The following is a 25174-nucleotide window of genomic DNA, read 5'->3' as shown; positions in this document are numbered from 1 at the left end:
CAGTCACCCGTACAAGTATAGGGCGAGCAGCCCAAATGTACAATTTACGGGACAGGCCACGGCATCGACTCGCCGGGAAGCCCCGTTTGCACTATGGCACCATCGAGCCATGAGCGTTCGTCGTATTCTGCGTATGGGGCACGCAGATTCGTCCAGGTCTTTCGATTCCGTCCCCGGCCACCATTCCTTCTCCCACGTTCCATCAGCTTCTGGGTGGTCTGACGCCTCCCTTGCGGCGAATCCCGAATCCCACTCGAAAGATGTCCGGAATGTTGATCCGGCCTTCTACGGTTCTGTAGAGCACCCCCAGTTCCTCGAGATCGTCGACCAGCAGTTCGATATCCGCCCTTCCTTCCGATTCGGACGAAAAACGGCGCGGCGGCAGCTTCTCGCGCGAAACCTCGAGAACCCTCTGCAGGATTTCCTCCGACCAGTGGCGGCGCAGATCGTCGACTTCCAGCGGCACGGTTGCACCTCGCAGGCCCGAAAGAAGCGGGGTGACCCACGGGTAATCCTCGCGGCCCAGCTCCGCCACACGGGTCTCCGAGGCTTCGGCCACGCCGTGCTTGATCGCTTCATAGTGAAGCGGACTGGTGTGATCGGCATACTTTTCGTGGGTGCGGTGGGCCGCCTCGCGCAGCGCCAGGAGCAGGCTTCGCGGGGCGATACGGCCGTGGGCATCCGCCAGATGCCCCGTAATCCAGGTATAGGTATAGCCTCGACGGCGGTTGGTTCCCATATACGGCCCAGCCAGATACTCCAGCAACGGCCATTGAAGCGATTCGCCGGCACGCACGACTGTCGGCACCCGCCGTTCGCCCTGCGCATGCTCCCAGGACTCACCAGTGAGCTGCTGCGCCCGGGCGGCAAAAACATCACCCGCCGCCCCGTTGGCAAGCAGGTGAAACAGCAACCCGTAGAGATCCACCGGGCGCCACGCAAGGTCGACCCGGTTATGCAGCAATTTGGAACTGTCGCGGAAACCGAATATGCCCCCGTCTTCTTCCATATCGGGCCGCAGAAAAAACTTCAGGCGGATGTTCGGATAGGGTCGACAAGCGAGCGCGACTTCGAGGGCGCCCCGAGTCAATGCGCGCACGGATTCCCAGCCGCCCCGGGCGATCGTATCGAGCGAGTCGAACACCAGCAGAAGGTATTGTTCTCTGCGCGTCAGTTCGCGACTGGCCGCAGCCAGCAACTCGGCGAAGGCCTCAGGGTCGGCCTGCGCCCACCGGGCCGCTTCCGTCGCACGGCCAAACGGCGCCTGCATGCCACAAACTTCGGCCAGTTGCCGTGCCAGCAACCCGCGCCATATGTGACGGGGCTCCAGCCCCTCGGCCAGAAGCTGCTCCAGGGTCTCCGCGTCGGGATGCTGACCCATGTGCGGATCCGTACTGAACCCGATCCGCACCACGGTGTTCTCCAGAGCCTTCGGCCCCCCCGACCCCACAAGACGCTGGCGGGTCGGTTGATCGAACAGGGCCGCCGTCCACACCGATTTGCCGGAACCCCGCATGCCGATCACGACCGTCGTGTCCAGACTCAGGGCACGGGTGTGGCTTTCCGGCACGTATAGCTCCCCCGGGCCGGGTGGCGTCAGGTTCTCCTGAGCGGAGACATCGGGCAATTCACACAACGCCGCCCGCAGGGCCTCCACTTCCGATTGCGTGCCGGTCACTCCTCACCCCTCCGGACACCGAGCTTCAGGCGCTCCCCGGCCACGCGGAAAAACTCGCCGTAGACCTTGTCCAGAACCTGGGCCACCGGCATCTCCGCAGGCATATTGAACGTGGCGCCTGACATCGATGTATCGGCGTACACCGGGATCGGCCAGTGCGGCATACCCTCGTCTTCCTCCTCCGGTGCAGACGGTCCGGCTTCGGCCTCTTCATCGTAGAGCCATTGCCAGGTCTCGTAGGAACGCTCCCGGAACGCGGCCTGTGCCTTCGGCGTGGACCCCGCCATGGCACCGACCGTGCTCAACCGCCAGCGCAGATCCGTATCCGGCATGTTGAACGTGATGGCGGGTGACCAGCGCAGGTGCCGGAACAGCTGTTCATAACCCGCCCATGTCGGCGGATCGTCCCGGGCGAACAGAAACGCATGCGCCCCCAGGCGGGTCACCGCCGCCGCGCCGATGTCGTGCATGCCGGCCCTCGCATCAAGCAACGCCACGTCGAACGGCTCGATGCGGTCGGCCGCAGTTTGCAAAAGCGCATGCACCGCCTCCGCGAACCCGTATTCCGCCCCGTCGACCCTGACCGACAGATACGCACGCCCCAGCTTGGCGACATAATCCCGAGTCCGGGAACCAAAGGCCGGAGCCAGCCGGATCTCCCCGGGCGTTCCGGGTGCCAGCTCGACGCTTCCCAGCATCCCTTCGAACAACTCGCGATCAGCCTGCCCCACTCGGCCCTCGACCAGCCAGTCCACCACGCCGTAATCCGGCCAGGGGGACGCAGCCTCGCGCCTCGGTCCCAGCAGGAAGTTCTGGACCCCGGGAGCCTCCAGGTCCAGGTCCACCACCAGCACCTTCATGCCCCGGCCCGCCAGATGATGAGCCCAGGCCGCCAGCGTGGTTGACCGTCCCACCCCACCCTTCAGGCTGAAGGCCACCGCCGTTGGCAGCGGGGGCTGGTCGGTGACGGGCGTTCGCAACCAGTCCTGGTTGTTCATCAGGCGGTCCACCAGACGAATTTCGAGGATGTCGTCACCGTCGAGCCCGACCCATTCCGGCGACTCGAATACTTCCTCCGGCATGAGCAGGTCGTCGCGCGTCTGCACGGCTTCGTCGGCACCGGGGGCAAACCGTCCGAGGCGCGCATTCAGGTCACCGGAGAGCTGCGCGCGCTCCGGCAGCTCTTCCGCGGACACGTTCACCGCCAGAGAGACCCGACCCAGCAAATCCCGAATGGCGTACACACACTTGAAGCGGGCCAGTCGTTCACACGCGAACGATTCCGCAATCTGGAGCGCATCGTGGAATCGAACCATCCATTACCCCCTGAACAGGCCAGTTGCCACCAACAAGCGGCGCGCCCCTTCGCAGTGCCGCTCCACGGCGGCCTTCGGCACCGCGCCGTCTGCCGCGTACCGCTGTTCGACATCCCAGTCCGCAAACCGCTCCTCGCCTGCCAGCTCTCCAGCAAGCCCCGGAAACTGGTTCCGGAATGCAGTCGCCTGAATCTTCCTCCACAGAACGTTGATGTGCTTGCAGTGCTGATCCTCACGAAAATACCCGGCCCTCTTCAGCGCCGATTTCAAGGCGCACTCGGCCGCAAGACCGTAGAGCTGGTCCGCGTTCTCCCACCGGCTCCGCTCGTCCAGCAAACGGGCATCTCCCCAGTGGCGGCGGGCTGCCTCGTCATAGTTCTCGTCCATGCATGCTCCACAAACCGGTTCCCTGAAAACCCCGACTTTGCCGCTTCCGGGACCGAACGGGAACCCCCGGCGTTCGGCTCGCCGGCACGTTGACCAGCCCACGTCCGTCCACAATGCGCTGAGCCACAAGCTCAGCAGACGAAATCGTACGGGTGTTGCGGTGGCTCGGCCGGGTGGATCCATGCGGAACGGCCCCGGCTCCACTGCCAGGCGGCCCATGCCGCGGCGCAGGCGGCAACCGAATGGTCGCTGGCATCGGCGAGACCGAGCACCCCGTTCAGACCCTGCCGATCCAGCCATGCCAGCAGTTGCCGTCGCGCGTCCGCCGCGTGCTTCATCGCCTTCAGGGTCTCGACCGAAGCCCCGCCCAGCGCCATGGCGACCGTGGGGTGCACCTCCGCCACGCGGGCATCCGGGCGCTCGGAGGCGAGCATGCGGCTGACCGCGACACCGCGCAGCGTCAGGTAGCTCATCCTCGGCGCGGAAGGCGCCATCACGGTGCCGGCCGGCAGGCCGCACTCCACCGCCAGGCGGCGCAGGGACTGATCGGACGTGCGACTGCCCCCGGTGGGCGAGTACGACAGCGGTGCATCCAGCCCCACCACCGCCGCGGCCGGCACACGCTCCAGGATCGCCTGATCGTCCGCCCCCGCAAGCAGCTCCCGCAGCCGGAGCGCCCCGCCGCGTTCAGCGAAAACGGCGAGGGACGTCTGCCCGGCACTCCCGGGCCCGGACAGATCCACCCCGACGATCCACTGCCCCATGCGATCTCCTTTGGCCGGCTTCGAACGCGCCGGGCTGCGAACGTTCTTCTACGCTGTGGCACCATCGATGCCATGAGCGTTCGTCGTATCCTGCGTATGGGCCACCCCGACCTGCGTCGCGTCTGCGACCCGGTGGCCGATAGCGACTCCGGCAGCCCCGGGCTGCAGGCCCTGGTGGATAACCTCGTCGATACCATGCACGCCAGCGAAGGGCTCGGCCTCGCCGCCGCCCAGATCGGCGACACCCGGCGCGTGGCCGTGATCGAGATTCAGCCCGGCAACACGCGCTACCCCGATGCCGTACCCACCGGCCGCCTGGTGCTGGTGAACCCGGTGGTCACCGTGCTGGACCCGACGTTGCAACGCTACTGGGAAGGCTGCCTGTCCGTGCCCGGCCTGCGCGGCGAAGTCGCCCGGCCGCGCCACATCGCCGTCGACTACCACGAGCCCGACGGCACGCCCCGCCACCTGGAACCCGAAGGCTTCCTCGCCACCGTGTTCCAGCACGAGATCGACCACCTCGACGGCACCCTGTTCATCGACCGGGTGACCGACACCACCCGGCTCGCCTTCCTCGACGAATACCGCGAGTTCCACGCAGAAGCATAGGACTCACGCCCGGTGCAGCTTACGGCGCCGGGCGCTTTATGGCGTCAAAAAAAGGAGAGCTTATGCCGCAATACCCTCGACAATGAGATGGCTAACGTCGGTACGCTGGCTTGCATGTTCAAAGGTGATCGCGCAGACATTGCCGCTGGCATCCACATCCAGAATGGTGTTTTCGTCCAGGTCTTTCGATTCCGCAATGTCGCTGCTGCGGAACTCGATGTACAGAGTATCGCTGTCATCGAAATAGCTGACTTTCATGGCCGGAACCCCCGATCAAAGAATGCATTGTGAATCGTCTCGCCATCGTCCAGCAGAATCACCCGCAGGTACCGGCCTTCCATTGCCTCGATCCTGGCCCATCGCCTTATTCGGCCATCTGCCTGCACGTGCTCTCTCTCGGGATGCTGCACCACGTACTGGATCCATTCGTCCTTGATTCTCGCACGGTCCGGCCTGCCCCGAGTCGCCCGGAAGTATTTCGTGGTTTTCACAGATATTTTTCCTTTCCTGCATGAATCGCCGGCATCGTTCCCGTCAGGTAACCGAGGCGCCAGGCTGACTATCAGCCCCCCTCACTCGACGACACCCTGTTCATCGACCGGGTGACCGACACCACCCGCCTCGCCTTCCTCGAGGAATACCGCGAGTTCCACGCAGAAGCATAGGACTCACGCCCGGTGCAGGACCGGTCAGTCGTGCACGATGATGCGGGAGCCGGCGGCGTCGATGTCCACGCGGGAACTGGAGTAGTCGCAGGCCTTCGCGATGTCTTTCAGAGCCGGCATGTCATTGAGCTCCGCCAGACGATGCAGCAGGCTGCCGCCCTCGCAGTCACGCGGCATGCCGCCGTCGTCCAGCGTGCAGCCGAACTCGCCCCCGTTCACCGACCAGTCCATGTCGGCGGGCATCTTCAGCACCACCGGTTCTTCGTGCATCACCTGGAACTTCGCCCGCATGGCGTTCCTGCCGTTTTCCCAGTCCAGGGCCGGCATGTTGTCTACGCTGCGCATGGTATGCCTCCTTCGCGATTCCGCGAGGTTGCAACGGGTTTGCCGGAGCCGTTCCCTGCCCCTCTCCTTTGACGCTAGACGCCGTCCACGAGGCGGTCAAAGGTGACCCCGGCGGCGATGGGGAAGGATTCGTGTGGTCCATTACCGTTTGGTGGACTCCTTCAACAGGTGGCACACCGCAGGGCAAGCGGCAATTGCCCCCGAAGTTCTCGCTCCCGATCAAGCTATTTGGCGGTCCAGGACGTCGGTTCAAGGGCCCGCCCACGCGCATGGAGAGCCGTAGGTCCCTGACTACGGTGAAAAACTGGAGCCCGGACCGAGCATCAGCTACACAACAGCTTGACGACTCGTACACAAATGTACGAGTCTATGGGCAAGGGATTAGTGGGCCGCAACATGAATGGAAACGAATACCTGAAGCGGCTGCAGAGGCTGGGAAAGAAAACCGGCACGCCGGTTCAACTGGTCGAGCACCAAGGGAAAGGGAGCCATGGCCGAATCTACTACGGTGACCGCTTCACGACCCTGAAGGACCGTAAGAAGGAGATCGGCCCCGGGCTGCTGAAAGCCATGTGCAAGCAGCTCGGTATCGACCCGAACGACATTTGAGGACAGAGCCATGCGCTACGCATACCCCGTACAACTCGAACGCGACGAAGGCGGCCACTACCTGGCGACGTGCCGGGACGTGCCCGAGGCCCTGACGGACGGGGAATCTCAAGAGGAGGCGCTGCGCGAAATGGGCGAGGCCCTGGGCGCGGCGCTCGCTGGCTACGTCATGGAGGGGCGCCCCATCCCCTCCCCCACCGACGCGGAACCGGGCGAGGCAATCGCGCCGGTGTCGCCCCTGATCGCCGCCAAACTCGCGCTCCGGGTCGCCATGCGGGCGGAAGGGGTCAGCAACTCGGAACTGGCACGCCGAATGGGCAGCCATGAGGGTGCGATCCGGCGGCTAATCGACGTGGATCACCGCTCCAGGATCGAGGCGGTCCACGCCGCGATCGCCAGTCTGGGTCATGGTCTCGTCGTGGAGGATGCTCGCCCCTTTAAACCCGTCGCAGCATAGAGGGTAACCGCCAGCGCCCGCCCGGGCTCGCGGGTTCAGGCCTGCGCGGCCTCGCCGATGCGGCGGAGGAAGGGGGCCTGCGGCGGGCCGGTGACGATCAGCTCGTCCATGGCCCGGGTCATGGCCACGTAGAGCAGGCGGGCCTCTTCGGCCTCGCGCTCCTCGGCGGTGTCCATCTCGCCCAGGCCGGTCAGGGCCACCACGGGAAACTCCAGGCCCTTGCTGGAGTGCATGGTCACCATCTTGACCGTGTCGGCCGGGGTGGCCGACTTCTGGCGATTGCGGTCCCCGAGGTTTTCCAGCGGGATGCCCGCACGCTCGAACACCGCGCGGATCTTGCCGGCGGCGGGCACGCGGCGGTGCAGCACGGCCATCTCGCTCCAGGGGCGGCCCTGTTCGTGCAGCCGCTTGAAGTGCCCGGCGATGTATTCGATCTCCTGCGGCTGGGCGGGCAGGGGGATGATCGCGGGCTCCGGGCCTTCGCGGCCCGCGCTTTCCGGCGGCACGAGCGGGATGCCGTCTTCCTCGGCCTCCTGCGGGTCCAGCAGTTCGCGGGCGAAGCGGGTGGCCAGGTCCAGCACCTGGCGGGTGTTGCGGTAATTCACCCGCAGGATGGTGGTGCGCCCGCGGGCCTCCACGCCCACGCTGGAGAAGCTGAACCGGCTCTGGCTGCGGCCGTAGATCGACTGAGCGTCGTCGTACAGCACGAGCACCGAGTTGGTGTCCGGATCGACCATCTGCGTGGCCAGCCGGAACCAGTGCGGTTCGAAGTCGTGGCCCTCGTCGATCATCACCGCGCCGTACTGCCCGCCGGGGATCTGGCCCTGGTCGACGCCGTCGATCACCTGCTGCACCAGCTGGTCGAAGAAGGCCCGCTTGTCCGTGTTATTCGGCGGGGGCGGCACGTTGTAGGTACGCAGCTGCGCGTGGCACCAGCGGTGGAAGTTGTACACCGCCACCTGATCGCCCGCGCCCTTCTCAGCCAGGATGGCCTGCAGGCGGTCGGCCAGGGTGCGGTTGTAACACAGCACCAGGAGCGGCTTGCGCAGCGCCCGCGCCAGATGCAGGCAGCGGTAGACCAGGATCAGCGTCTTGCCCGCCCCGGCCGCGCCATGGATCACCCGATGACCGGTGCCCAGGCTGCGGGCCAGCTGCTCCTGCTGCAGGTCCATCACCCGCATCAGGTCCGGGAGCACTTCGGCCGGGGATTCGGTCTCGTCCGCGTCGGACGCATCGTCGAACAGGCTGCCCTGGCGGATGCGAATCTCGGGGAACAGATGGCCGCGGATGCGGTCGATCTGCGGCAGCGACAACCGGTGCGGGAACTGCACAGTGAACATGTCCCACAGCCGCTTCTGGAAATCCTCCGGATCCTGGGACTCCGTCATCTCGTCGCGACAGATGACCCGATTGGCCGGAATCACCTCGCCCAGCTCCTGCTGCTCGAACTGCGCGCGGGTAATGTTGGCCAGCACCACCCCGTGCCCGAACGGCAGCATCAACCGGCCCTGCAGCGAAGATCCCGGCGGATGCACCAGCTGCGGATCGCGCTCCAGTGGCTTGATGACCTGATAGGCATACTGGCGCGCCTGCTCCAGCGGGTTGGGGACCACCTTCAGGCCCCGGTCCGTCAGGATGGTCGCCTCCTGGCGATCGATCTGCCGGATGGTCTCCAGCCGCCAGTCCTTCACCTCCAGGATCAGCAGACCCCGCTGCGGATGCAGCACGATGAAATCCGGATGCTCCGACCGCCCGCCCACCGGCACGTCGTACCAGCACAGGTAGTCATCCTCCAGGAAGTGCTCCAGTCGCCGCGCAAAGCGCTTCTCGCCCGACGTCATCCGCGGCAGGCAGCTGTTCAGCGAAGGTATGAGTGTTGTCACTTCCGGGGCTCTCCCAAAGTTGCGCGGAATGGCCCCCGCTTGTCGCGAAAGCCCCGCCACCGCAATCGATCTCTATCCCCCACTCCGGCCCGAAAGGCCCCACTGACCGGCCCGCCGGCAAAGCGCCACTAGCGAAATCGACGCTGAACCACACATAGGCTATGGTTTCCACAAGCTGGCACGCAAGGATGCCGCGTTACCGATTCGCCCGGAGCCAGGAGGAACCAACCATGGCCGAGCTACCCGAGTTCATCGAGTCAGGCGAAGCTGCCCGGCTGATCCCCGTCACCGCCGACTCCAACAAAGAACAACGAGCAGCCTCCATCGTCCTGGCAGCCATGCGAAGCATCTACGAGCTCCGCCAATCCATGCTGGGCTCCCTGGGCGTCCGTGTAGGCAACCGTGCAAGGCTCGGCGCCTGGACCGAAGTCACGTTCAAGGAAGAGAAGAGCGCGAAATCGAGCTCCAAAAAGAACGACCGCCCCGACGGCCTGCTGGTCCTCGATACCGGGAAGAAGCGTTGGACCGCCCTGATCGAAGCCAAGATCGGCAATGCCGAAGTGGACGAGGAACAACTCCAGTCCTACGTCCAGCAGGCCCGCGCTCACAAGATCGATGCGGTGATCACCATCACCAACCAGTTCGTGGCCCAGCCTACCCACCACCCGATCAAGCTGCCGAAAAACCAGACGCGCAACGTCGAGCTCTATCACTGGTCCTGGATGTACATCCTCACGCAGGCCACCCTCCTGTTGGAGGCCGACGGGATCAGCTCACCCGACCAGCGCTTCATCCTCGCGGAAGTGACCCGGTATCTGAATCATGACTCGAGCGGCGTCAGCCGCTTCGACAGCATGAACCGGGAATGGAAAGACGTCGTCGCCAAGGTCAAGAATGGCGCGAAGCTGAACAAGAACTCCGAAGAGGTCGAAAACACGGTTTCCAGCTGGCACCAGGAACAACGCGATCTGAGCCTGGTTCTTTCACGGAAACTCGGCCAGGCCGTCAAACTGCGCCTGAGCCGAACCCACCGCACCGACCCGCAGGCCCGCCTGAAAAGTGATTGCGAGCTCCTCGCCTGCGAACACGTACTGCGCTGCGAACTGGACATCCCGCACGCCGCAGCCGAGCTTCACGTGGAAGCGAACCTGGAGAAGCGCGTGATCGTCATGAGCATGCGGCTCGACGCACCGAAGGACAAAAAGAAGACCAGCGCCCGCGTCAACTGGCTACGCCGCCAGCTCGACAACGTCGAATCCGAGGGCTTCTTCGTGAAGGCGATCCGTCCGGGCAAGGCCGAATCCACGCAGGCCCCTCTCGGCCTCGTACTGGAAGACCCTGAACACCTCGAGTCCGAGAATACCGACGCCGCTCCAACTGCCTTCGAAGTGCGCTATGTCACCGATCAAGCCTCCCGCTTCTCCGGCAACAAGGTGTTCATCGAGGAACTTGAGCGTGCCGTGCCCCATTTCTACGAACAGGTTGGCCAGCGACTCCGGGCATGGGTGCCACCGCCGCCGAAAATGAAATCTGACCCAGTGAACACGGCGTCCGAGACCGAACAGGAAGAAGAGGCCACCCCGCCAGACGACAGGCCGAACTGAGGCAAGATGGCTCAATGGCCCTGCCCATGGCACCGTCACTGCGCTCTTGGGCTGCTGTAACGCTTAGCGTAACCGGCCGGCTTTGGAGCGCCAGCGTAAAAGCCGGTCCGTGTTGACGCTATTGTTAGGGCTGCAGCCAGTCACGATCAGGCCTCGCAAGCTGTCGGGCATTGTTATAAGCCATGTCTAATGTGAGGCAAGTCGCCGCCCGATAGAAGTCGGAGAAACGCTCCACGACAAGCGCCAAATCCGCCTTGGCTGGATCTGTAAGACTGAGAGGCAGAAGAAGCTGAATGCTACCCTGGTAGTATTGAGGAATCGCCGTCTTATAGTTTCTTTTTACTCGCTCGATCCCTGAATCAATCGCACCCTTGACTATATTTTGCAATCCGTAGGGATTCATACCCTTAAGGGATTCCGGGAAACGTTCAATATTGTCGGCAACCACATGCTCCACATTGACCCTAAGCTCTTTCCTCGTGTCAAAAACCAGCACCGAAGGATCCGCAAAGTAATGAGCCATTTCCGGCAATGAAGGAAATCTATTCAATTCCCACTCGCCTTTTCTCGCAAACTTCCAGAAATGCCAGTACGGATCAGAATCCTCAAGCTTGTTGCGAGAAAAAAGAAGAAATATCGGTTCTTGATTATCTGTAATAAGGCCTGAGTTCCAGCAGGAATATTCCTCGTCCGTCGTAACGGTAATTTTCTTCTCTTCCGCCACCCTGCGGTAGGTGTAAGTTATGTAGTTGCGTAGCACGGGATGCGGATGATGCTGTTCAGTGTGCTTGTAGTCCCACTCCTCGCGCTCGGCGAGACCTACAAGGGATTCTATGTCATCCGTAAACCGAGGCATTAAAGCGAAGTCTCTGAACAGGTCAGGAAAATCGTATGGTTGTCTCTTCGTCATAAACTCCTCACTTCTTGCGCCCTAACGCCGAAGCTAAGCGGCAGGCCCGCCGGAGGCGGGGCTGTCCGCTTGAGCGTCTTGTTGGGTGACAATCCCGCGAGAGCTAAGGAATGCACGCAGCTCATAGAACTGGCGAAAGCAAAGCTCAGTGACATCAGTAAGCTTGCCCTCATGCTCGATATAGTGTTTGGCGCCCATACGCACTACGACACCCTTTGAAGCAGCTCGCTCTTCTTGGATTAAACGTGGCGTTTTGCGGAGGTCGAAGTTAACCGCGTTACCCGGTGGCGGAATGTAGCCAGAATGATCAATGCCGACATGCTTCTCGTGAATGGTGATGTTGCGAACACCCTGGCCACCTAGTAGCGCCGAGCGGGTGGCCTTGTATGCCTTGACTGCCTCAACACCCGCAATTGGCTTTGCCTGCTCAAGAGCTGAATAAAGAGAGTTGAGGACAGCACTGAGCAAGTAGGAGACTTCCATCGCTGCCGTTGCACCGCTCGTAAGCGGGCGCTTTCTATTTTCTAGAGCATCCAATAGCTCCAGAAAAAAGCTGGCTTCAGCGAGTTTGTCGGCACTGCTCATCTTGTCACCCAACAGTAGATTAGACAGAATCTGTCATATTGGTGATATACAGATTCTGCATATCATCCTGGCGTTCTCCTCTCGGTGGCACACCAATGCGGTAAACCATGCTTTTATCATGGTAGTGGACGTCGCGTCGAGTGGCAGGGCGCCCCGCGCGCTGGGACGAACGATTTTCGTCTCTTGGTCAAAGTCTTACAGGGGCCCTATCGGTCAACGTAGGGGAGACGCAGGGGCCCACGTTAAAGGCTTGCGGGTGGACTGATTCGGGGCGAGACATGGGGAGCGGGGGCTCGGGCGTGACAGAGCGCGGTGCTATACAGAATCGGTATATCACGGTTATTGCAGCGTAGCGTGGCGAGCGGAGGCACCACGCGTGGCCCGAGAATTGGGCTTCCGCCGGGAGCTGTGGCGGCGTTCCCTGGTACGATCCGGCCAGAGACGAACCGGGAGCCGGTGTTGGAAACGCTCAAGGAAGCGAATCAGGCGGTGGTGGTCTGCGGCATTCTGGAGGACGCGCAGGGCCGGATCTTTGTGGCGCGTCGCGGGGCCGATCAGGCGCTGGCGGGGTACTGGGAATTCCCCGGGGGCAAGGCGGAGCCGGGCGAGAGGCTGGAGGCTGCGTTGTGCCGCGAATTCCGTGAAGAGCTGGCGATGGAGCTTCGGGTGGGGGAAGAAATCGGGCGCACGCCGATTCCGGGTAACGGAAGCCTTGAGTTGGTGGCGCTGCGAGCGTGGACGGATGACGAGAGCCCGGTGCTGACGGTGCACGATCGCTGGTGCTGGGTGTCGCCGGCGGAGGCGCCCGGGCTCGACCTCGCGCCCGCGGACATCCCGTTGCTCGAAGCCTTTATTGCAGGACGGTCCGCATGAGCCGGGATAGCGCCGCCAAGTCCCTGCCCGGGGGCGAATGGGTCGGCCTGCATGAACGGCTGGATACGCCGCGGGTTCGGCAGGCGCTGGAAGCCCTGGGGCTGGAGGACCACGCCCGCTGGAGCCAGGGGCTGGAGGGCGACGACCTGGCGATGACCCTGGCCGCCGAGCTGGCCCAACGGCTTGCGGAGCGCGCCGGCGAGCTGCGCGAGAAGGGGCATGAGGACTGGACCCGGGCCGTGCGGATACTGGCGGATGCGCTGGCGGCGGCCGGGCATCCGCTGTCGGGCATTGAGGAGGACCTGCCGCAGCCGCCGTTTCGGCAGTTGTTGGAGGTGCGTTCGCCGACCGCCGACCAGGTGGGGCAACAGGAGACACCGCGGCCAGACATACCGTTGGCGCTGTCCAGCCTGCTCACCGGGTCCGATCGCACGCCGAGTCTGGTGACGCAGATCGAGAAGGAGCTGGCCAGTGCGGAGCGGGCCGATTGGCTGGTGTCCTTCATCAAGTGGAGCGGGATTCGCGCCCTGCGCGAGACGCTCAAGCGCTTCACCGAGACCCCAACGGCCGATGGCTCGCCCAGGCTGCGGATCGCGACGACCTCGTACCTCGGGGCCACGGATCTCAAGGCGATCGAGTTCCTGCTGGGCCTGCCGAACACCGAGATTCGGATCTCGTACGACACGCATCGCACGCGCCTGCACGCCAAGGCCTACCTGTTCCATCGGAACACGGGGTTTGGCAGTGCCTACATCGGCTCGGCGAATGTCTCGCGCGTGGCGATGGATGAGGGGCTGGAGTGGACGGCCAAGGTCAGCGAGTACGAGCTGCCGCATATGTGGCGCCAGATCCAGGCCTCGTTCGAGGCGCACTGGGCAGACCCGGCCGAGTTTGAGCCTCTAACCGCGGAAGACCTGCCTCGCCTGCAGCAGGCGCTGGAGTCGGAATCCAGCGCAGGGCCAGCCGCGCAGAAAGACGCTGCCACATTCTTCGATCTGCGGCCATATGCCTTTCAGCAGGAGATCCTGGAGGACATCGAGCGCGAGCGCCGTTCGGGGATCGACCGCCATCTGGTGATCGCCGCCACCGGGACCGGCAAGACCATGATCGCGGCGTTCGACTATCGCCGGTTTGCGCGCGAGCAGGCGGACAAGGGGCGGCCGTCGCTGCTGTTCATCGCCCACCGCGAGGAGATCCTGCGTCAGGCGATGGCCAGCTTCCGTCAGGTGCTGCAGGACAACGAATTTGGCGACGTGCTGGTGGGCGGGGCGCGCCCGAGTCAGGACCGCCACCTGTTCTGCACGGTGCAGAGCTGGAACGCGCGGGACCTCGATCGCCTCGACCCGGCGCATTTCGATTACGTGGTACTGGATGAGGCTCACCACAGTAGCGCCGGGAGCTATCAGCGCATCCTGGACCATGTGCGGCCCCAATGCCTGCTGGGCCTGACGGCGACCCCGGAGCGCACGGATGCCGACGACATCCGCCAGCACTTCGGCCAGCGTTACACGCACGAGATCCGCCTGCCGGATGCGATCGAGCGTCGCCTGCTGGTGCCGTTCCATTACTTCGGCGTGGCCGACCACGAGTCCGTGGACCTGAGCCGGGTGAGCTGGCAGCGCGGGGGCTATGACGCGCAAGAACTGGAGGGCGTCTTCACCGGCAACCAAGCGCGCGCCGACTGGGTGTTGCGGCAGGCCCATGAACACGCGACCGACCTGGGCTCGGTTCGGGGTCTGGGGTTTTGCATCAGCCGCGCCCATGCGCGGTTCATGGCCGAGCATTTTTCAGCCAAGCAGGTGCCCAGCGCGGTGCTGACCGGCGAGAGCCCGGACCACGAGCGCGAATCGGTGCAGCGCGACCTGCGCGAGGGGCGCATCCGCTTCATCTTTACCGTGGACCTCTACAACGAGGGCGTGGATCTGCCGGAGGTGGACACCCTGTTGCTGCTGCGCCCGACCGAGAGCCTGACGGTCTACCTGCAGCAACTCGGGCGCGGGCTGCGGCTGCATGAAGACAAGCCGCACCTCACGGTGCTGGATTTCGTCGCGCCGCAGGATCGGCGCTTTCGCTACGCCGCGCGGTTCCGTGCGCTCAGCGCGCGGCCGGAGAAGCGGGTGGATCACCAGATCGAGGAGGGCTTCCCCTGGCTGCCCAGCGGCTGCCTGATCCACCTCGACCGGTTGGCCACCCAGCGGGTCCTCGACAACATCCGCGCGCAGATCAACCGCCAACGCCCGCAGATCGTGCGCGAGCTGAAGGGCTGTTTCCAGGAGGACATCGACTCCGCCAGCCTGCCCAAGATGCTCGACTGCCTGCATATGGACGACGCCGAGGACCTGCTGCGCAAGGACCTGCCCTCACGGCTGCGCGCGGACTGCGGTGGGGAGTCGACCGAGGCACTGAAACCGTATGCCAACGGCCTCAAGCGCGGGCTGCAACGCCTGGTCCGCTGTGATGACCAGCAGTTGCTGGAAACCCTGCAAAGCCATCTGGCGGAATCCGCGTCGAACGTGGATGAGCTCAGCGAGGAAGAACGACTCCGGCTGGCCCTCATCCACAGCACGCTATGGGGCAAGTCGCGCCCGGGGAACGGCGACCTCTCGTCGGTGGACCGCTTCGTCCGCGAACAACGCCCGCTCTACCGGGATCTTCAGGAGGTCGCCGAATGGCGGCGCGAGCGCATGGTGCCGGCCAGCGGCATCACATTCCCGGAGCAGACGGGGCCGCTGGAGCTGCATGCGTCCTACACCCGCGAGCAGATCCTGCTGGCGCTGGGCCTCGGGAGCCTGGAGAAGCCGATTACTCAGCAGGAGGGTGTGCGGCATGTGCCGGAACGGCGAGTGGATGCGCTGTTCGTCACCCTGGAGAAATCCGAGCAGGAGTTCTCGCCCACCACCATGTACGAGGACTATGCCCTCAACGAGCGGCGGTTCCACTGGCAGTCGCAGTCCGGCACCTCACCCACCTCGGAGACCGGGCAGCGCTACATCCACCACGAACAGCTCGGCTACACCCCCATGCTGTTCATACGCCCGGCCAAGCGCGACGCCACCGGACTGAGCCAGCCGTTCACCTTCTGCGGCCCGGTGCGCTACCAGCGCCATGAAGGCAGCAAGCCGATGAGCATCATCTGGGAACTGGATTACGAACTGCCCGCCCGCCTCCTGCACCTCGCCCGCCGCACGGTCCTGTAGCGCTCAGCGGCGAGTTCAGGTGGTGGAAAGCGGGCAGGTGATCCGGCAGCCGGGAGCAGTTCTGTTCGACTGCTTTGCTCAGAGGGCCTGTCCGTGGTCTTCGACGTCGCGGCGCAGTTCGTCGCCGGCCTCGGTCAGATCGACCAGATCGAAGGTGTAGAGCGTCCGCAGGTCCTCGATGCGGCCGCGCAGCCGGCCCCAGTCGCTGACGGAAACGTGCCGGGCCGGCACGATCGCCAGGTCGATGTCGGAGTTCCAGCGCGCCGTGCCACGCGGCCAGGAGCCGAACCAGATCACCCGGGCATCGTCGCCGAATTCCTCACGCACGATGGCCGCGGCGTCATGCGCCAGCCCGGTCACCCGCTCGCGCGGCGACACCGCCTCTTCGGCCTTCGGGATGTTGGCGTAACCCGCGGATTCCATGCTCTGCCCGTCCCCTGAGTACAGGAGAACTATAGCATCCGGGGTTGCTGACAAGCCTCGGGTCCGAGCGTCAACTTCAATGTAAAGCGCACCCCCGCATGAGGAGCCACCCCATGAGTCGCCCGTCAGTCAGCATGCCGTTGCGCCATGCCCTGGCAAAGGCGGCCTCCGTGCGAGCACGCTCTCCGATGACCAGGTCGCCGCTACCATCGATTTCACTCGGTGTTGGGCGTCCCGGTCTCGGAAGCCCGGATGCCGACAAGCATCTTTTCGAGCAGTCTGAGAATGCTGGCGGTGCCCGCAGGATCATGCGGCAGGTTGGCGACCATGTCGCCGACAAGCTGAAGCCGCCCGTCCGGTGCTGTCTCCTGTTCCAGGATTTTGATGACACTGGCCCGAGTTGCCTGCGCCATGATCGAGGCCAGATCCCCACCGAGAATGTACGCTCCGGCTTCCAGATAGTCGAAGTCTTCGTGGTCAAGCAGGCCGACATATTCACGGAACAACCGATCACGATTGCCGGCATCCAGATACGTCTCGACAAGATACCGGAGGTCTTCCGCGTCGCGCCGTCGACGGCCATCCTGCCGGCCGTCATCCCAGGCGATGAGTTTGAGCAGGGCCAGACCCGCTGGAGAGATGCATTGCGTGTCAGTTGGTGGGTCGCTCCTGACCCGCACTAGGCGGGCGGTCCTGGAAGCATCGGCGAACCCCTGCACATTCAGATGGAACACGTGGTCGGGTGGCCAGCTGATGGTATGAGCCGGCCTTTCGATCCCGCCAAACGGGATAAGATCGACCCGCACAGGTTGTTGCGCAGCAATGTACAGCAGGCGCTGCGCGGCACGATCCGTGCGGAAACGACCAGTGGCCAGGAGACCTTTTTCGAGACCCTGGAATGTATCCCAGTGTGCGATCTCCAGCGCGAGATCGATGTCCCGAGTGGCCCGCCGGACCTCGAGGCCAAAACCATGATGGAGAACCATATCCCGCGCGGTGGCCCCGACCACTACAAATGGGATACCCAGCTCGGCGGCCAGGCGACCCACCTCACCCAGCACTTCGGCTAGTAATGGGTCAATCCGGTTCGAGACGTCCAGCCAGACCGTGCTCATACAGCATCCTTGCAGTTTCAATGTTGCGTTCGTCGCCGCTGGCCATGAGTTCGGCATGGACGAGCAGTCGCGGCGCGAGGTCCGGGCCTTCGGTGTGGCATTCCGGCGGCCAGAAGGTCTGATGGAGTTCGATGTCTCCATCCGGATCCTTGCGCAGGCCGAAGGCGGCCATCACCCGGTTGGGGGTCATGCGAGTGTGGATGGAAACCCGCTCCGGGATCAGGTATCCGGTCAGCCTTGCGGCCGCGACCTCCCCTCCCCAGACGGCACCGTACGGTCCCAGGTCGGCGTCCTCCCACCACTTGGGCCCGGGGGCGCGGTAACGCCCGAGTAACGTCCTGGGCCGCAGTTGTTCCGGGTATGCGAGGGTCCACCGTTGAATCAGGGCATGATGGTTGTGCAGACGGCGGGTTCGCGATCCCGTTTCGAGGAGAAAGCCCTGGTCGCGCAGTGCCTGAAGACTGCGGCTCGCACTGCCGAGCGAGACGCCGGCGGCATCGGCAATCTCGCGGTAGGTCGCGTGGAGAAGACGGGGAGCGCACAGCAGGGCGAAGACGACGCGCAGGCCGGCGCTCTGGAAGGCAGCGCGGCCTGCCGGGTCGCGGTCCACCGATTCCGCGGCCACCGGCTTGTTGCCCCGGACGTAGACGTACACCGGCGGGGCATTGATGTAGGCGTTTCCGGCCAGGTCCAGATAGCCGATATCCATGCTCTTCAGGCGTTCGGCCAGGCGCGGGTTCACATACTCGCTGACGATCAGTACGGGGTATTCGGGCTCGAGACGGGCGGCGATCCAGCTCACGCTGGCCGGGGTGAGACGGGGCACGGTGTGGACCTCGAAGCACCGCTGGGTGCGTTCCGGGGCAACCCGCAGGTAAAGGGATGATGCACGTTCGATCTGCGGGTGCAGCCCGGTCGCGCCTTCCAGGCATTCGCATGCCTGTTCCAGAAGCTGTTGTTCCTGTAAACCATCCATGACCGGGCGCCTGTTCAAAGATTAAGCTTGTTCAATATTATTGAACAAAACAAACTCATGAACAACGCGAGGATGGGCGCTCAGTCGAAGACGACGGTCTTGTTGCCGTGGGTGAGCACGCGGCCTTCGAGGTGGTAGCGCAGGCCGCGGGCGAGGACCCAGCGTTCCACGTCGCGGCCCTTGCGGATCATGTCCTGCACGCTGTCGTCGTGGCGTACGCGGGTGACGTCCTGTTCGATGATGGGGCCGGCGTCCAGTTCTTCGGTCACGTAGTGGCTGGTGGCGCCGATGAGCTTGACGCCGCGGGTGTGCGCCTGGTGGTAGGGGCGCGCGCCGGAGAACGAGGGCAGGAAGCTGTGGTGGATGTTGATGATGCGCTGCGGGTAGCGCTCGCACATCCACGGCGGGAGGATCTGCATGTAGCGGGCGAGGACCACGGTGTCGGGCTGCAGTTCGTCGAGGCGTTCCTGCAGCCGGGCGAAGGCGCTCGCGCGGTCGTTGCGCGGGACGGGGATGTGCTCGAACGGGATGCCGTAGCAGCGCGCCAGGGGCTCGTGGTCGGTGTGGTTGGAGAGGATGGCGGGGATGTCCATGGGCAGCTCGCCGGCGTTCCAGCGGGCGAGCAGGTCGCTGAGGCAGTGTCCTTCGCGGCTGACCATGAGCACTACGCGCTGGCGGCTGCGCGAGTCGGCCAGCACCCAGTCCATGCGCATGTCTTCGCCCAGATGCAGCAGGCGGTCGCGCAGTTCGCCCTCGCGCGCGGGGTCGAGGGCGAAGACCCAGCGCATGAAGAACCAGCCGGCCTCGGCGTCGGTGTGCTGGGCGGCTTCGGTGATCCAGCCGTCGGTGCCGGCAATGGCCTCGGCCACCCGGGCCACGATCCCGTGCTGGTCGGGGCAGACGATGCTGAGGCGGAAGTCGTGGCGCGCGGGGGCGGTTTCCGTCATGGTCGAGATGTTCCGGGGAGATTGAAGCCGTCAGGGTACACCGGGGCGCCCGGGAGACCGATACCCGGCAAGAATGACTACGGGCTCGACCGGACGCGCTCCCCGGCCCAGCTGGCAAAGGCGGAATACACCTCCAGGGCGTCGGGGACGGCGCCGATCACGCGATCCAGATCGATCGTGTCATAAAGATGCGTCAGTACGTTGCGCATCGCGCAGGCGTCCACCAGCTGGTCGGCCAGCCCGGCATCCAGGCCATGGCGGTCGCGCAGAGCGATGAAAACTTCGCGATAGGCCGAGGCCAGCCGGTCGCCATCCCTGCGCAGGAGTTGCAGCCCGATATCGGCCGCCGATTCACACAAAAGCTGGAGCAGTCGTTCAATCGCATAGTGCTCCTGCCTCTGCACGGACACGTCCAGAGCTGCGTAATACTCCATGTCCGTCAGGAAACGATGGAGCATGTCGAGCTTGCGCCCGACCACCTCGGCGGTATCAGGGGGCATCCGTGCCCTCCATCCGGTGTTGCTGGAAGAGTACGGAGTCGGCGTGCAGGAAGAAGGCCCGGTCCTGCTCGGCGTGGAAGCGCCCGGCCTGTGCTTCGTACAGGCAGACGCCATCCCGGAAGACCTCGAACCGGGTCAGCGGGGAAGTGCCCTCGCTCAGAACCAGCAGATCAACCGGGCAGGGTTCCAGGATCTCTTCCAGTTGCCGTTGCCAGCGGCCCTGGGTCATCAGGCCTGGCATCTCCGCCGGCTGAACGGCAAGGTCGATGTCCCGGCCGGTGCCGTCCCGCGCCGTGGAGCCGAACAGGACCAGCAGCTCCCAGCCATGCTCTCTGGCGAGGTGCTCGAGCTGCGAAGTTTGTTCGGGAGAAAGCATGGGGCACCGCGGCAGCGAATCCGAAAGGGTCCAGATTAGGACAACTCCAGTTCGCGGCCAAGGCCGTTCCTACGGGGCGGGGGCTTGCAGGAGCGAGCTTGCTCGCGAATGGTGAGCAGCCTGTTCGCGGCCGAGGCCGCTCCTACCGGGGTCAGGCGGTGTCGCGCAGGCCGGGGGGGATGGAGAAGGTGATGGTCTCTTCCTGGCCGGCGACTTCGCTGACCTCGTTCACGCCGCGCTCGCGCAGGTAGTCGATGACTTCCTGCACCAGCAGTTCGGGAGCGGAGGCGCCGGCGGTCACGGCGATGCGGTCGCGGCCTTCGAGCCAGGCGGGGTCGATGTCGGCGGCGCCGTCCACCAGGTACGACGGCACGCCGGCGCGCGCGCCGATCTCGGCGAGGCGGTTGGAGTTGGAGCTGTTCTTCGAGCCGACCACCAGCAGCAGGTCGCAGTCGTCGGCGAGGGTCTTCACCGCGTCCTGGCGGTTCTGCGTGGCGTAGCAGATGTCCATCTTGCGCGGCCCCTCGATGTTGGGGAAGCGCGCGGTGAGGGCGTCGATGATGTGGGCGGTGTCGTCCATCGACAGCGTGGTCTGCGAAACGAACGCCAGGCGGTCGGGCTCGCTCACCTCCAGGCGTTCCACGTCTTCCACGGTTTCCACCAGCATCATGCGCCCGCCCTTCGAGGTGTCGAACTGGCCCAGGGTGCCCTCCACCTCGGGGTGCCCGGCATGGCCGATGAGGACGACTTCGCGCCCCTCGCGGGCATGCTTGGAGACCTCGAGGTGGACCTTGGTGACCAGCGGGCAGGTGGCGTCGAACACGGTCAGGCCGCGGCGCTCGGCCTCTTCCTCCACGCGGCGCGGTACGCCGTGCGCGGAGAAGATGACCACGTTCCCGTCCGGCACTTCGTCCAGCTCTTCCACGAACACCACGCCGGCGTCTTCCAGGCGCCCGACCACGTGGCGGTTGTGCACCACCTCGTGGCGTACGTACAGCGGGGCGCCGTGGATCTCCAGGGCGCGTTCCACGATCTCGATGGCGCGTTCGACGCCGGCACAGAAGCCGCGGGGGTTGGCGAGCCGGACCTGCATGTTCATGGCCTGTTCTCCTCGCGGATCACTCGTCCGCCGGGTGCACTTCCAGGATCTCCACCTCGAAGGTGAAGTTCTTGCCCGCCAGCGGGTGGTTGAAGTCCACGGTCACGGTCTCCTCGCTCAATTCGCTGATGCGGCCGGGCACGGCCTCGGCCGAAGGGCTGGTGAACTCGTAGATCTGACCCTCTGCCAGCTCCGCCTCGGGCGGGAACTGGTTGCGGGGCACCGACTGGAAAGCCTCTTTCTCGGGCCAAGGGAACATGGTCCCGGCCTCGATCGCAAATTCCCGCTGATCGCCCGGCTGCAGGCCGATCAGCAGGTCTTCCAGCCCGGGCAGGATCTCGCCGGCGCCGACCTCCAGCTCGGTCGGTTCCTCGCCGGTGGAATCCACCACCAGGCCGTTTTCCAGCACCAGCCGGTAGTGCATGCGTACGCGCTTTTCTTTTACTACGGTCGTCATCTTTGCTCCAGTTCGCTTGCGGACGCGGGGCGGGTCAGCTGCGGCGGGTGGCCTCGCCCTCGGTGAAGGCGGCCACGATCAGCAGCACCGCGCCCACGGTGATCGCCATGTCGGCAACGTTGAATGCGGGCCAGTGATGCCCGGCCCAGTGGAAGTCGAGAAAATCCACCACCTTGCCGATGCGCAGGCGGTCCACCAGGTTGCCGATGGCCCCGCCCACGATCAGCCCCAGCGAGGCGATGGTCAGCCAGGCATCGCGCGGCAGGCGAGCCAGCCAGACGGTGATCAGCACCCCGGCGGCGATCGCGATCCCGGACAGCAGCCAGCGGCCCCAGCCGCCGGCATCGGCCAGCAGGCTGAACGCGGCCCCCGGGTTGTACAGCAGGGTGAAGTTAAAGAACGGGGCCACTTCCACCGAGGCGAACTGGGTGAGCGCGCGCTCGGCCCAGAACTTGGTGATCTGGTCGAGGATCAGCACCACCGCGGCCAGGGCGAGCCCCGGCGCCAGCCCGGAATGCCCCGGCAGTCTCATGCGAACCGCCGGGTCTCGCCCGGCCCCTCCACGTTGGTCACGCAGCGCCCGCACAGTTCCGGATGCGCCGGGTTCTCGCCCACGTCCGGGCGCAGGTGCCAGCAACGCACGCACTTGGCGTGTTCACTGCGGTGCACCACCACGCCGATCGCGGTGCCGTCCTCCAGGGTCGCGACATGCGCATCGGCCGGGGCGGGCTCGGTGCTCAGGCGCACCTCCGAGGTGATGAACACGAACCGCACCTCGTCACCCAGGCGTTCCAGCGGGGCGCGCACCGGGGCATCGGCAGGCACGTGCAGGTCGATCTCGGCGGTCAGCGAGGCGCCGATGCGCTGCTCGTTGCGGGCGGTTTCCAGCGCGCGGGCGGCGTGGGTGCGCATCTCCAGGATGCGGTCCCAGTCGGCGTTGCTGAACGTCGCGTCCTCCGGCAGCGGGGCCAGGCCCTCGTACCAGGTAGCGAACAGCACGGAGTCCGCGCGTTCGCCCGGCAGCAGCTCCCAGATCTCCTCGGCGGTGAAGGTCAGGATCGGCGCGATCCAGGGAGTCAGGGCCTCGGCCACGTGATACAGCGCGGTCTGCGCGGAACGCCGCGCGTGCGAGTCCGCCGGCGTGGTGTACTGGCGGTCCTTGATCACGTCGAGGTAGAAGCTGCCCAGCTCCACCGAGCAGAAGTTGTGCACTCGCTGGTAGATCGGGTGGAACAGGAACTCGTCGTACGAACGGGTGATCTGTTCCTGCACCTGCAGCGCGCGGCCCACGATCCAGCGGTCCAGCGGCAGCAGCTCGTCCAGCGGCACCGCGTGCTGCTGCGGGTCGAAACCGCTGAGGTTGCCGAGCAGAAAGCGCATGGTATTGCGGATGCGCCGGTAGGCATCGGCGGTACGGTCGAGGATGTTGTCGGAGATCGCCATCTCGCCGGAGAAGTCGGTCGCCGCCACCCACAGGCGCAGGATGTCCGCGCCCAGGGTGGAGACAACCTCCTGCGGCGCGACGACATTGCCGCGCGACTTCGACATCTTCTCGCCGTTCTCGTCCACGGTGAAGCCGTGGGTCAGCACCCCGCGGTAGGGCGCCTCACCGCGCATGGCCACGCTGGTCAGCAGGCTGGACTGGAACCAGCCGCGGTGCTGGTCGGAACCCTCGAGGAACAGATCCGCCGGCAGGCCGCCCAGCTCGGGGCGCTTCTCCACCACCGTGCTGTGCAGCACGCCGGAGTCGAACCACACGTCCAGGGTGTCGGTGAGCTTGACGTACTCGGCGGCCTCCTCGCCCAGCAGTTCTTCCGGCTCCAGGCGGAACCAGGCCTCGATACCCTCCTCTTCGATCCGCCGAGCCACCTGCTCGGTGAGTTCGGGGGTCATCGGGTGCACGCGGCCGGTCTTGCGATGCAGGAAGAACGGGATTGGCACGCCCCAGTGGCGCTGACGCGAGATGCACCAGTCGGGCCGGTTGGCCACCATGCCGTGGATGCGCGCCTGTCCCCAGTCGGGCATCCAGCGGGTCTCGCCGATCGCGCGCAGGGCGTCGGCACGCAGTTCCTCGCGGTCCATGCTGATGAACCACTGCGGCGTGGCGCGGAAGATGATGGGGGTCTTGTGCCGCCAGCAGTGCGGGTAGCTGTGGTGGAGTTTGCGCGCCACGATCAGCGCGGCCTTCTCGTGCAGCACGTCGATCACGTGGCCGTTGGCCTGGTGCACGTTCTGCCCGGCGAAATACGGCGTGCCCTCCACGAACACCCCGTCGGGGCCCACCGGGTTGTCCACCGGCAGGTTGTACTGCAGGCCCACGGCGTAGTCGTCCTGACCGTGGCCGGGGGCGGTATGCACGCAGCCGGTACCAGCCTCGGTGGTCACGTGGTCGCCGAGAATCAGCGGCACCTCGCGCTCCAGGAACGGGTGCTGCAGCACCAGGCCTTCCAGCGCGGCACCCTTCACGCGTGCCAGCACGCGGCCTTCGCCCAGGTCGTAGCGGGCCAGGCAGTCCTCCAGCAGCTCTTCCGCCAGCAGCAGGCGTTCGTGTTCCAGCTCCACCAGCGCGTAATCCAGCTCCGGATGCACGGCCACCGCCTGGTTGGCCGGCAGGGTCCACGGCGTGGTGGTCCAGATCACCACGCTCACCGGACCGTCGGCATCCGCCCCGGAGAAACGCCGCACCAGGTCCACGTCGTCCACCACGCGGAAGCGCACGTCGATCGCCTGCGAGATCTTGTCTTCGTACTCCACCTCGGCCTCGGCCAGCGCGGAACCGCAGTCCACACACCAGTGCACGGGCTTCTCGCCCATCTGCACATGGCCGCGTTCGTAGATACGGGCGAGGGCGCGCACGGTGTCCGCCTCGACCTGGTAGTCCATGGTCAGGTACGGGTTCTCCCAGTCCCCCAGCACGCCCAGGCGCTGGAAGTCGGCCGACTGCCCCGCTACCTGCTCGGCGGCATACGCCCGGCAGGCCTCGCGGAAGGAGGCCGCGTCCACTTCGTGTCCCGGCTTGCCGATGTTGTGCTCCACCTGCAGCTCGATCGGCAGGCCGTGGCAGTCCCAGCCCGGCACGTAGGGGGCGTCGAAGCCCGCCAGCGTGCGGCTCTTGACGATAATGTCCTTGAGGATCTTGTTGACCGCGTGGCCGACGTGGATCGAGCCGTTGGCGTACGGCGGGCCGTCGGCCAGCACGAACCGCGGGCGTCCGGCGCAGTGCTCGCGCAGGCGGCGATAACGGTCCTCCGCCCGCCACTGCTCCAGCCATTCCGGCTCGCGCTTTGCCAGGTTCGCCCGCATGGGGAAGGCGGTCTGCGGCAGGTTGAGCGTATCCTTGTAGGGATTCGGCGGTGCCTGTTTCTTGGCCATGGCTCTTCCGGATGGGCCCCGCGGGGC

At 65.2% G+C, this 25174-nt stretch carries 26 protein-coding genes and 1 pseudogene; 7 read left to right on the top strand and 20 right to left on the bottom strand.

The genetic code is table 11. The features are described from left to right. Positions 1-202: 202 nt before the first annotated feature. The 4 genes from D893_RS04570 to D893_RS04555 form a co-directional block, all read right to left on the bottom strand. The gene (locus D893_RS04570) at positions 203-1678 is read right to left on the bottom strand and encodes a hypothetical protein (RefSeq protein ID WP_146220539.1); all 1476 of its coding nucleotides are present in this window, start codon (positions 1676-1678) and stop codon (positions 203-205) included. After that, on the bottom strand, positions 1675-2994 hold the full coding sequence (locus D893_RS04565; protein ID WP_110619234.1) for an AAA family ATPase: 1320 nt from the start codon (positions 2992-2994) through the stop codon (positions 1675-1677). Before D893_RS04565 ends, D893_RS04570 begins: the two co-directional genes overlap by 4 nt. A 3-nt stretch (positions 2995-2997) precedes the next feature. Then, positions 2998-3381: a hypothetical protein gene (locus D893_RS04560; RefSeq protein WP_024329429.1), complete on the bottom strand. Its 384-nt coding sequence runs from the start codon at positions 3379-3381 to the stop codon at positions 2998-3000. A 131-nt stretch (positions 3382-3512) separates the two neighbouring features. Further along, positions 3513-4145, bottom strand: coding sequence for a DUF429 domain-containing protein (locus D893_RS04555; RefSeq protein WP_110619233.1), 633 nt, complete (start codon positions 4143-4145; stop codon positions 3513-3515). Positions 4146-4217: 72 nt separating this feature from the next. Between D893_RS04555 and def the strand changes: the two genes are divergently transcribed. After that, positions 4218-4754: a peptide deformylase gene (gene def, locus D893_RS04550; RefSeq protein ID WP_110619232.1), complete on the top strand. Its 537-nt coding sequence runs from the start codon at positions 4218-4220 to the stop codon at positions 4752-4754. A gap of 60 nt (positions 4755-4814) precedes the next feature. On the opposite strand, the gene D893_RS04545 is transcribed toward def, so the two are convergent. Both D893_RS04545 and D893_RS04540 read right to left on the bottom strand, forming a co-directional pair. Next, complete coding sequence (locus D893_RS04545) at positions 4815-5012, bottom strand: DUF2283 domain-containing protein (protein ID WP_019570592.1); 198 nt, start codon at positions 5010-5012, stop codon at positions 4815-4817. Then, entirely contained in the window at positions 5009-5245 is a 237-nt protein-coding gene (locus tag D893_RS04540; RefSeq protein ID WP_019570591.1) for a hypothetical protein, read from the bottom strand. Before D893_RS04540 ends, D893_RS04545 begins: the two co-directional genes overlap by 4 nt. A gap of 84 nt (positions 5246-5329) precedes the next feature. Here D893_RS04540 and D893_RS04535 point away from each other — a divergent pair. After that, positions 5330-5419 (top strand): annotated as a pseudogene (locus tag D893_RS04535) (peptide deformylase); the annotation flags it as partial. Between the two features lie 24 nt (positions 5420-5443). Here the strand turns inward: D893_RS04535 and D893_RS04530 are convergent. After that, positions 5444-5764 (bottom strand): hypothetical protein, encoded by a 321-nt coding sequence (locus D893_RS04530; protein ID WP_110619231.1) that lies wholly within the window; start codon positions 5762-5764, stop codon positions 5444-5446. 396 nt (positions 5765-6160) lie between these two features. On the opposite strand from D893_RS04530, the gene D893_RS04525 reads away from it, so the two are divergent. Both D893_RS04525 and D893_RS04520 read left to right on the top strand, forming a co-directional pair. After that, positions 6161-6373 (top strand): type II toxin-antitoxin system HicA family toxin, encoded by a 213-nt coding sequence (locus D893_RS04525; RefSeq protein WP_110619230.1) that lies wholly within the window; start codon positions 6161-6163, stop codon positions 6371-6373. Between the two features lie 10 nt (positions 6374-6383). Beyond that, on the top strand, positions 6384-6830 hold the full coding sequence (locus tag D893_RS04520; protein ID WP_018868994.1) for a type II toxin-antitoxin system HicB family antitoxin: 447 nt from the start codon (positions 6384-6386) through the stop codon (positions 6828-6830). A gap of 35 nt (positions 6831-6865) precedes the next feature. Here D893_RS04520 and D893_RS04515 read toward each other — a convergent pair whose 3' ends face one another. Continuing rightward, a complete protein-coding gene (locus D893_RS04515; RefSeq protein WP_110619229.1) occupies positions 6866-8671 on the bottom strand; it encodes a 3'-5' exonuclease in 1806 nt (601 codons plus the stop codon). 272 nt (positions 8672-8943) lie between these two features. Here D893_RS04515 and D893_RS04510 point away from each other — a divergent pair, with 272 nt between their 5' ends. Further along, on the top strand, positions 8944-10317 hold the full coding sequence (locus tag D893_RS04510; RefSeq protein ID WP_110619228.1) for a hypothetical protein: 1374 nt from the start codon (positions 8944-8946) through the stop codon (positions 10315-10317). A 124-nt stretch (positions 10318-10441) separates the two neighbouring features. On the opposite strand, the gene D893_RS04505 is transcribed toward D893_RS04510, so the two are convergent. Then, entirely contained in the window at positions 10442-11227 is a 786-nt protein-coding gene (locus D893_RS04505) for a DUF3825 domain-containing protein (protein WP_110619227.1), read from the bottom strand. Between the two features lie 33 nt (positions 11228-11260). Then, entirely contained in the window at positions 11261-11812 is a 552-nt protein-coding gene (locus D893_RS13735; RefSeq protein WP_146220538.1) for a hypothetical protein, read from the bottom strand. 459 nt (positions 11813-12271) lie between these two features. Here D893_RS13735 and D893_RS04500 point away from each other — a divergent pair, with 459 nt between their 5' ends. Continuing rightward, a complete protein-coding gene (locus D893_RS04500) occupies positions 12272-12685 on the top strand; it encodes a (deoxy)nucleoside triphosphate pyrophosphohydrolase (RefSeq protein WP_110619252.1) in 414 nt (137 codons plus the stop codon). Then, a complete protein-coding gene (locus D893_RS04495) occupies positions 12682-15882 on the top strand; it encodes a DEAD/DEAH box helicase (RefSeq protein WP_110619226.1) in 3201 nt (1066 codons plus the stop codon). Before D893_RS04500 ends, D893_RS04495 begins: the two co-directional genes overlap by 4 nt. 78 nt (positions 15883-15960) lie before the next feature. On the opposite strand, the gene D893_RS04490 is transcribed toward D893_RS04495, so the two are convergent. The 10 genes from D893_RS04490 to ileS all read right to left on the bottom strand — a co-directional run bounded on the left by D893_RS04490 (position 15961) and on the right by ileS (position 25147). Further along, positions 15961-16305, bottom strand: a complete 345-nt coding sequence (locus tag D893_RS04490) for a nucleotidyltransferase domain-containing protein (RefSeq protein WP_110619225.1) — start codon at positions 16303-16305, stop codon at positions 15961-15963. 215 nt (positions 16306-16520) lie between these two features. Further along, the gene (locus D893_RS04485) at positions 16521-17420 is read right to left on the bottom strand and encodes a nucleotidyl transferase AbiEii/AbiGii toxin family protein (protein WP_077244434.1); all 900 of its coding nucleotides are present in this window, start codon (positions 17418-17420) and stop codon (positions 16521-16523) included. Beyond that, positions 17383-18396: a type IV toxin-antitoxin system AbiEi family antitoxin gene (locus tag D893_RS04480; RefSeq protein ID WP_110619224.1), complete on the bottom strand. Its 1014-nt coding sequence runs from the start codon at positions 18394-18396 to the stop codon at positions 17383-17385. Before D893_RS04480 ends, D893_RS04485 begins: the two co-directional genes overlap by 38 nt. Positions 18397-18476: 80 nt before the next feature. Then, the gene (gene purU / locus D893_RS04475; protein ID WP_024329447.1) at positions 18477-19343 is read right to left on the bottom strand and encodes a formyltetrahydrofolate deformylase; all 867 of its coding nucleotides are present in this window, start codon (positions 19341-19343) and stop codon (positions 18477-18479) included. Between the two features lie 77 nt (positions 19344-19420). Further along, positions 19421-19843 (bottom strand): HepT-like ribonuclease domain-containing protein, encoded by a 423-nt coding sequence (locus D893_RS04470; RefSeq protein WP_024329448.1) that lies wholly within the window; start codon positions 19841-19843, stop codon positions 19421-19423. Continuing rightward, positions 19833-20219, bottom strand: coding sequence for a nucleotidyltransferase domain-containing protein (locus D893_RS04465; RefSeq protein ID WP_024329449.1), 387 nt, complete (start codon positions 20217-20219; stop codon positions 19833-19835). Before D893_RS04465 ends, D893_RS04470 begins: the two co-directional genes overlap by 11 nt. Before the next feature lie 151 nt (positions 20220-20370). Then, entirely contained in the window at positions 20371-21318 is a 948-nt protein-coding gene (ispH, locus tag D893_RS04460; RefSeq protein WP_110619223.1) for a 4-hydroxy-3-methylbut-2-enyl diphosphate reductase, read from the bottom strand. A gap of 19 nt (positions 21319-21337) precedes the next feature. Continuing rightward, positions 21338-21775 (bottom strand): FKBP-type peptidyl-prolyl cis-trans isomerase, encoded by a 438-nt coding sequence (locus D893_RS04455; RefSeq protein WP_018868985.1) that lies wholly within the window; start codon positions 21773-21775, stop codon positions 21338-21340. Between the two features lie 34 nt (positions 21776-21809). Then, complete coding sequence (gene lspA / locus D893_RS04450; RefSeq protein ID WP_110619222.1) at positions 21810-22307, bottom strand: signal peptidase II; 498 nt, start codon at positions 22305-22307, stop codon at positions 21810-21812. Continuing rightward, positions 22304-25147, bottom strand: coding sequence for an isoleucine--tRNA ligase (gene ileS, locus D893_RS04445; protein ID WP_110619221.1), 2844 nt, complete (start codon positions 25145-25147; stop codon positions 22304-22306). The genes lspA and ileS overlap by 4 nt, the downstream gene beginning before the upstream one ends. Between the last annotated feature and the right edge of the window lie 27 nt (positions 25148-25174).

The organism is Thioalkalivibrio sp. ALE21, assembly GCF_003208255.1.
GTDB classification, from domain to species: domain Bacteria; phylum Pseudomonadota; class Gammaproteobacteria; order Ectothiorhodospirales; family Ectothiorhodospiraceae; genus Thioalkalivibrio; species Thioalkalivibrio halophilus.
Note: the sequence above shows the minus strand (reverse complement) of the source record. Positions and strands in the feature narration are given on the sequence as shown.

Bases quoted from the DNA above. Each gene is read 5' to 3' on its own strand.
- D893_RS04470 (WP_024329448.1), bottom strand. From the start codon at position 19,843: ATGCCCCCTGATACCGCCGAGGTGGTCGGGCGCAAGCTCGACATGCTC.
- ispH (WP_110619223.1), bottom strand. From the start codon at position 21,318: ATGAACATGCAGGTCCGGCTCGCCAACCCCCGCGGCTTCTGTGCCGGC.
- D893_RS04465 (WP_024329449.1), bottom strand. From the start codon at position 20,219: ATGCTTTCTCCCGAACAAACTTCGCAGCTCGAGCACCTCGCCAGAGAG.
- D893_RS04545 (WP_019570592.1), bottom strand. From the start codon at position 5,012: ATGAAAGTCAGCTATTTCGATGACAGCGATACTCTGTACATCGAGTTC.
- D893_RS04510 (WP_110619228.1), top strand. From the start codon at position 8,944: ATGGCCGAGCTACCCGAGTTCATCGAGTCAGGCGAAGCTGCCCGGCTG.
- purU (WP_024329447.1), bottom strand. From the start codon at position 19,343: ATGACGGAAACCGCCCCCGCGCGCCACGACTTCCGCCTCAGCATCGTC.
- D893_RS04525 (WP_110619230.1), top strand. From the start codon at position 6,161: ATGAATGGAAACGAATACCTGAAGCGGCTGCAGAGGCTGGGAAAGAAA.
- D893_RS04455 (WP_018868985.1), bottom strand. From the start codon at position 21,775: ATGACGACCGTAGTAAAAGAAAAGCGCGTACGCATGCACTACCGGCTG.
- lspA (WP_110619222.1), bottom strand. From the start codon at position 22,307: ATGAGACTGCCGGGGCATTCCGGGCTGGCGCCGGGGCTCGCCCTGGCC.
- ileS (WP_110619221.1), bottom strand. From the start codon at position 25,147: ATGGCCAAGAAACAGGCACCGCCGAATCCCTACAAGGATACGCTCAAC.
- D893_RS13735 (WP_146220538.1), bottom strand. From the start codon at position 11,812: ATGAGCAGTGCCGACAAACTCGCTGAAGCCAGCTTTTTTCTGGAGCTA.
- D893_RS04495 (WP_110619226.1), top strand. From the start codon at position 12,682: ATGAGCCGGGATAGCGCCGCCAAGTCCCTGCCCGGGGGCGAATGGGTC.
- def (WP_110619232.1), top strand. From the start codon at position 4,218: ATGAGCGTTCGTCGTATCCTGCGTATGGGCCACCCCGACCTGCGTCGC.
- D893_RS04555 (WP_110619233.1), bottom strand. From the start codon at position 4,145: ATGGGGCAGTGGATCGTCGGGGTGGATCTGTCCGGGCCCGGGAGTGCC.
- D893_RS04485 (WP_077244434.1), bottom strand. From the start codon at position 17,420: ATGAGCACGGTCTGGCTGGACGTCTCGAACCGGATTGACCCATTACTA.
- D893_RS04505 (WP_110619227.1), bottom strand. From the start codon at position 11,227: ATGACGAAGAGACAACCATACGATTTTCCTGACCTGTTCAGAGACTTC.
- D893_RS04530 (WP_110619231.1), bottom strand. From the start codon at position 5,764: ATGCGCAGCGTAGACAACATGCCGGCCCTGGACTGGGAAAACGGCAGG.
- D893_RS04565 (WP_110619234.1), bottom strand. From the start codon at position 2,994: ATGGTTCGATTCCACGATGCGCTCCAGATTGCGGAATCGTTCGCGTGT.
- D893_RS04490 (WP_110619225.1), bottom strand. From the start codon at position 16,305: ATGGAATCCGCGGGTTACGCCAACATCCCGAAGGCCGAAGAGGCGGTG.
- D893_RS04515 (WP_110619229.1), bottom strand. From the start codon at position 8,671: ATGACGTCGGGCGAGAAGCGCTTTGCGCGGCGACTGGAGCACTTCCTG.
- D893_RS04480 (WP_110619224.1), bottom strand. From the start codon at position 18,396: ATGGATGGTTTACAGGAACAACAGCTTCTGGAACAGGCATGCGAATGC.
- D893_RS04520 (WP_018868994.1), top strand. From the start codon at position 6,384: ATGCGCTACGCATACCCCGTACAACTCGAACGCGACGAAGGCGGCCAC.
- D893_RS04560 (WP_024329429.1), bottom strand. From the start codon at position 3,381: ATGGACGAGAACTATGACGAGGCAGCCCGCCGCCACTGGGGAGATGCC.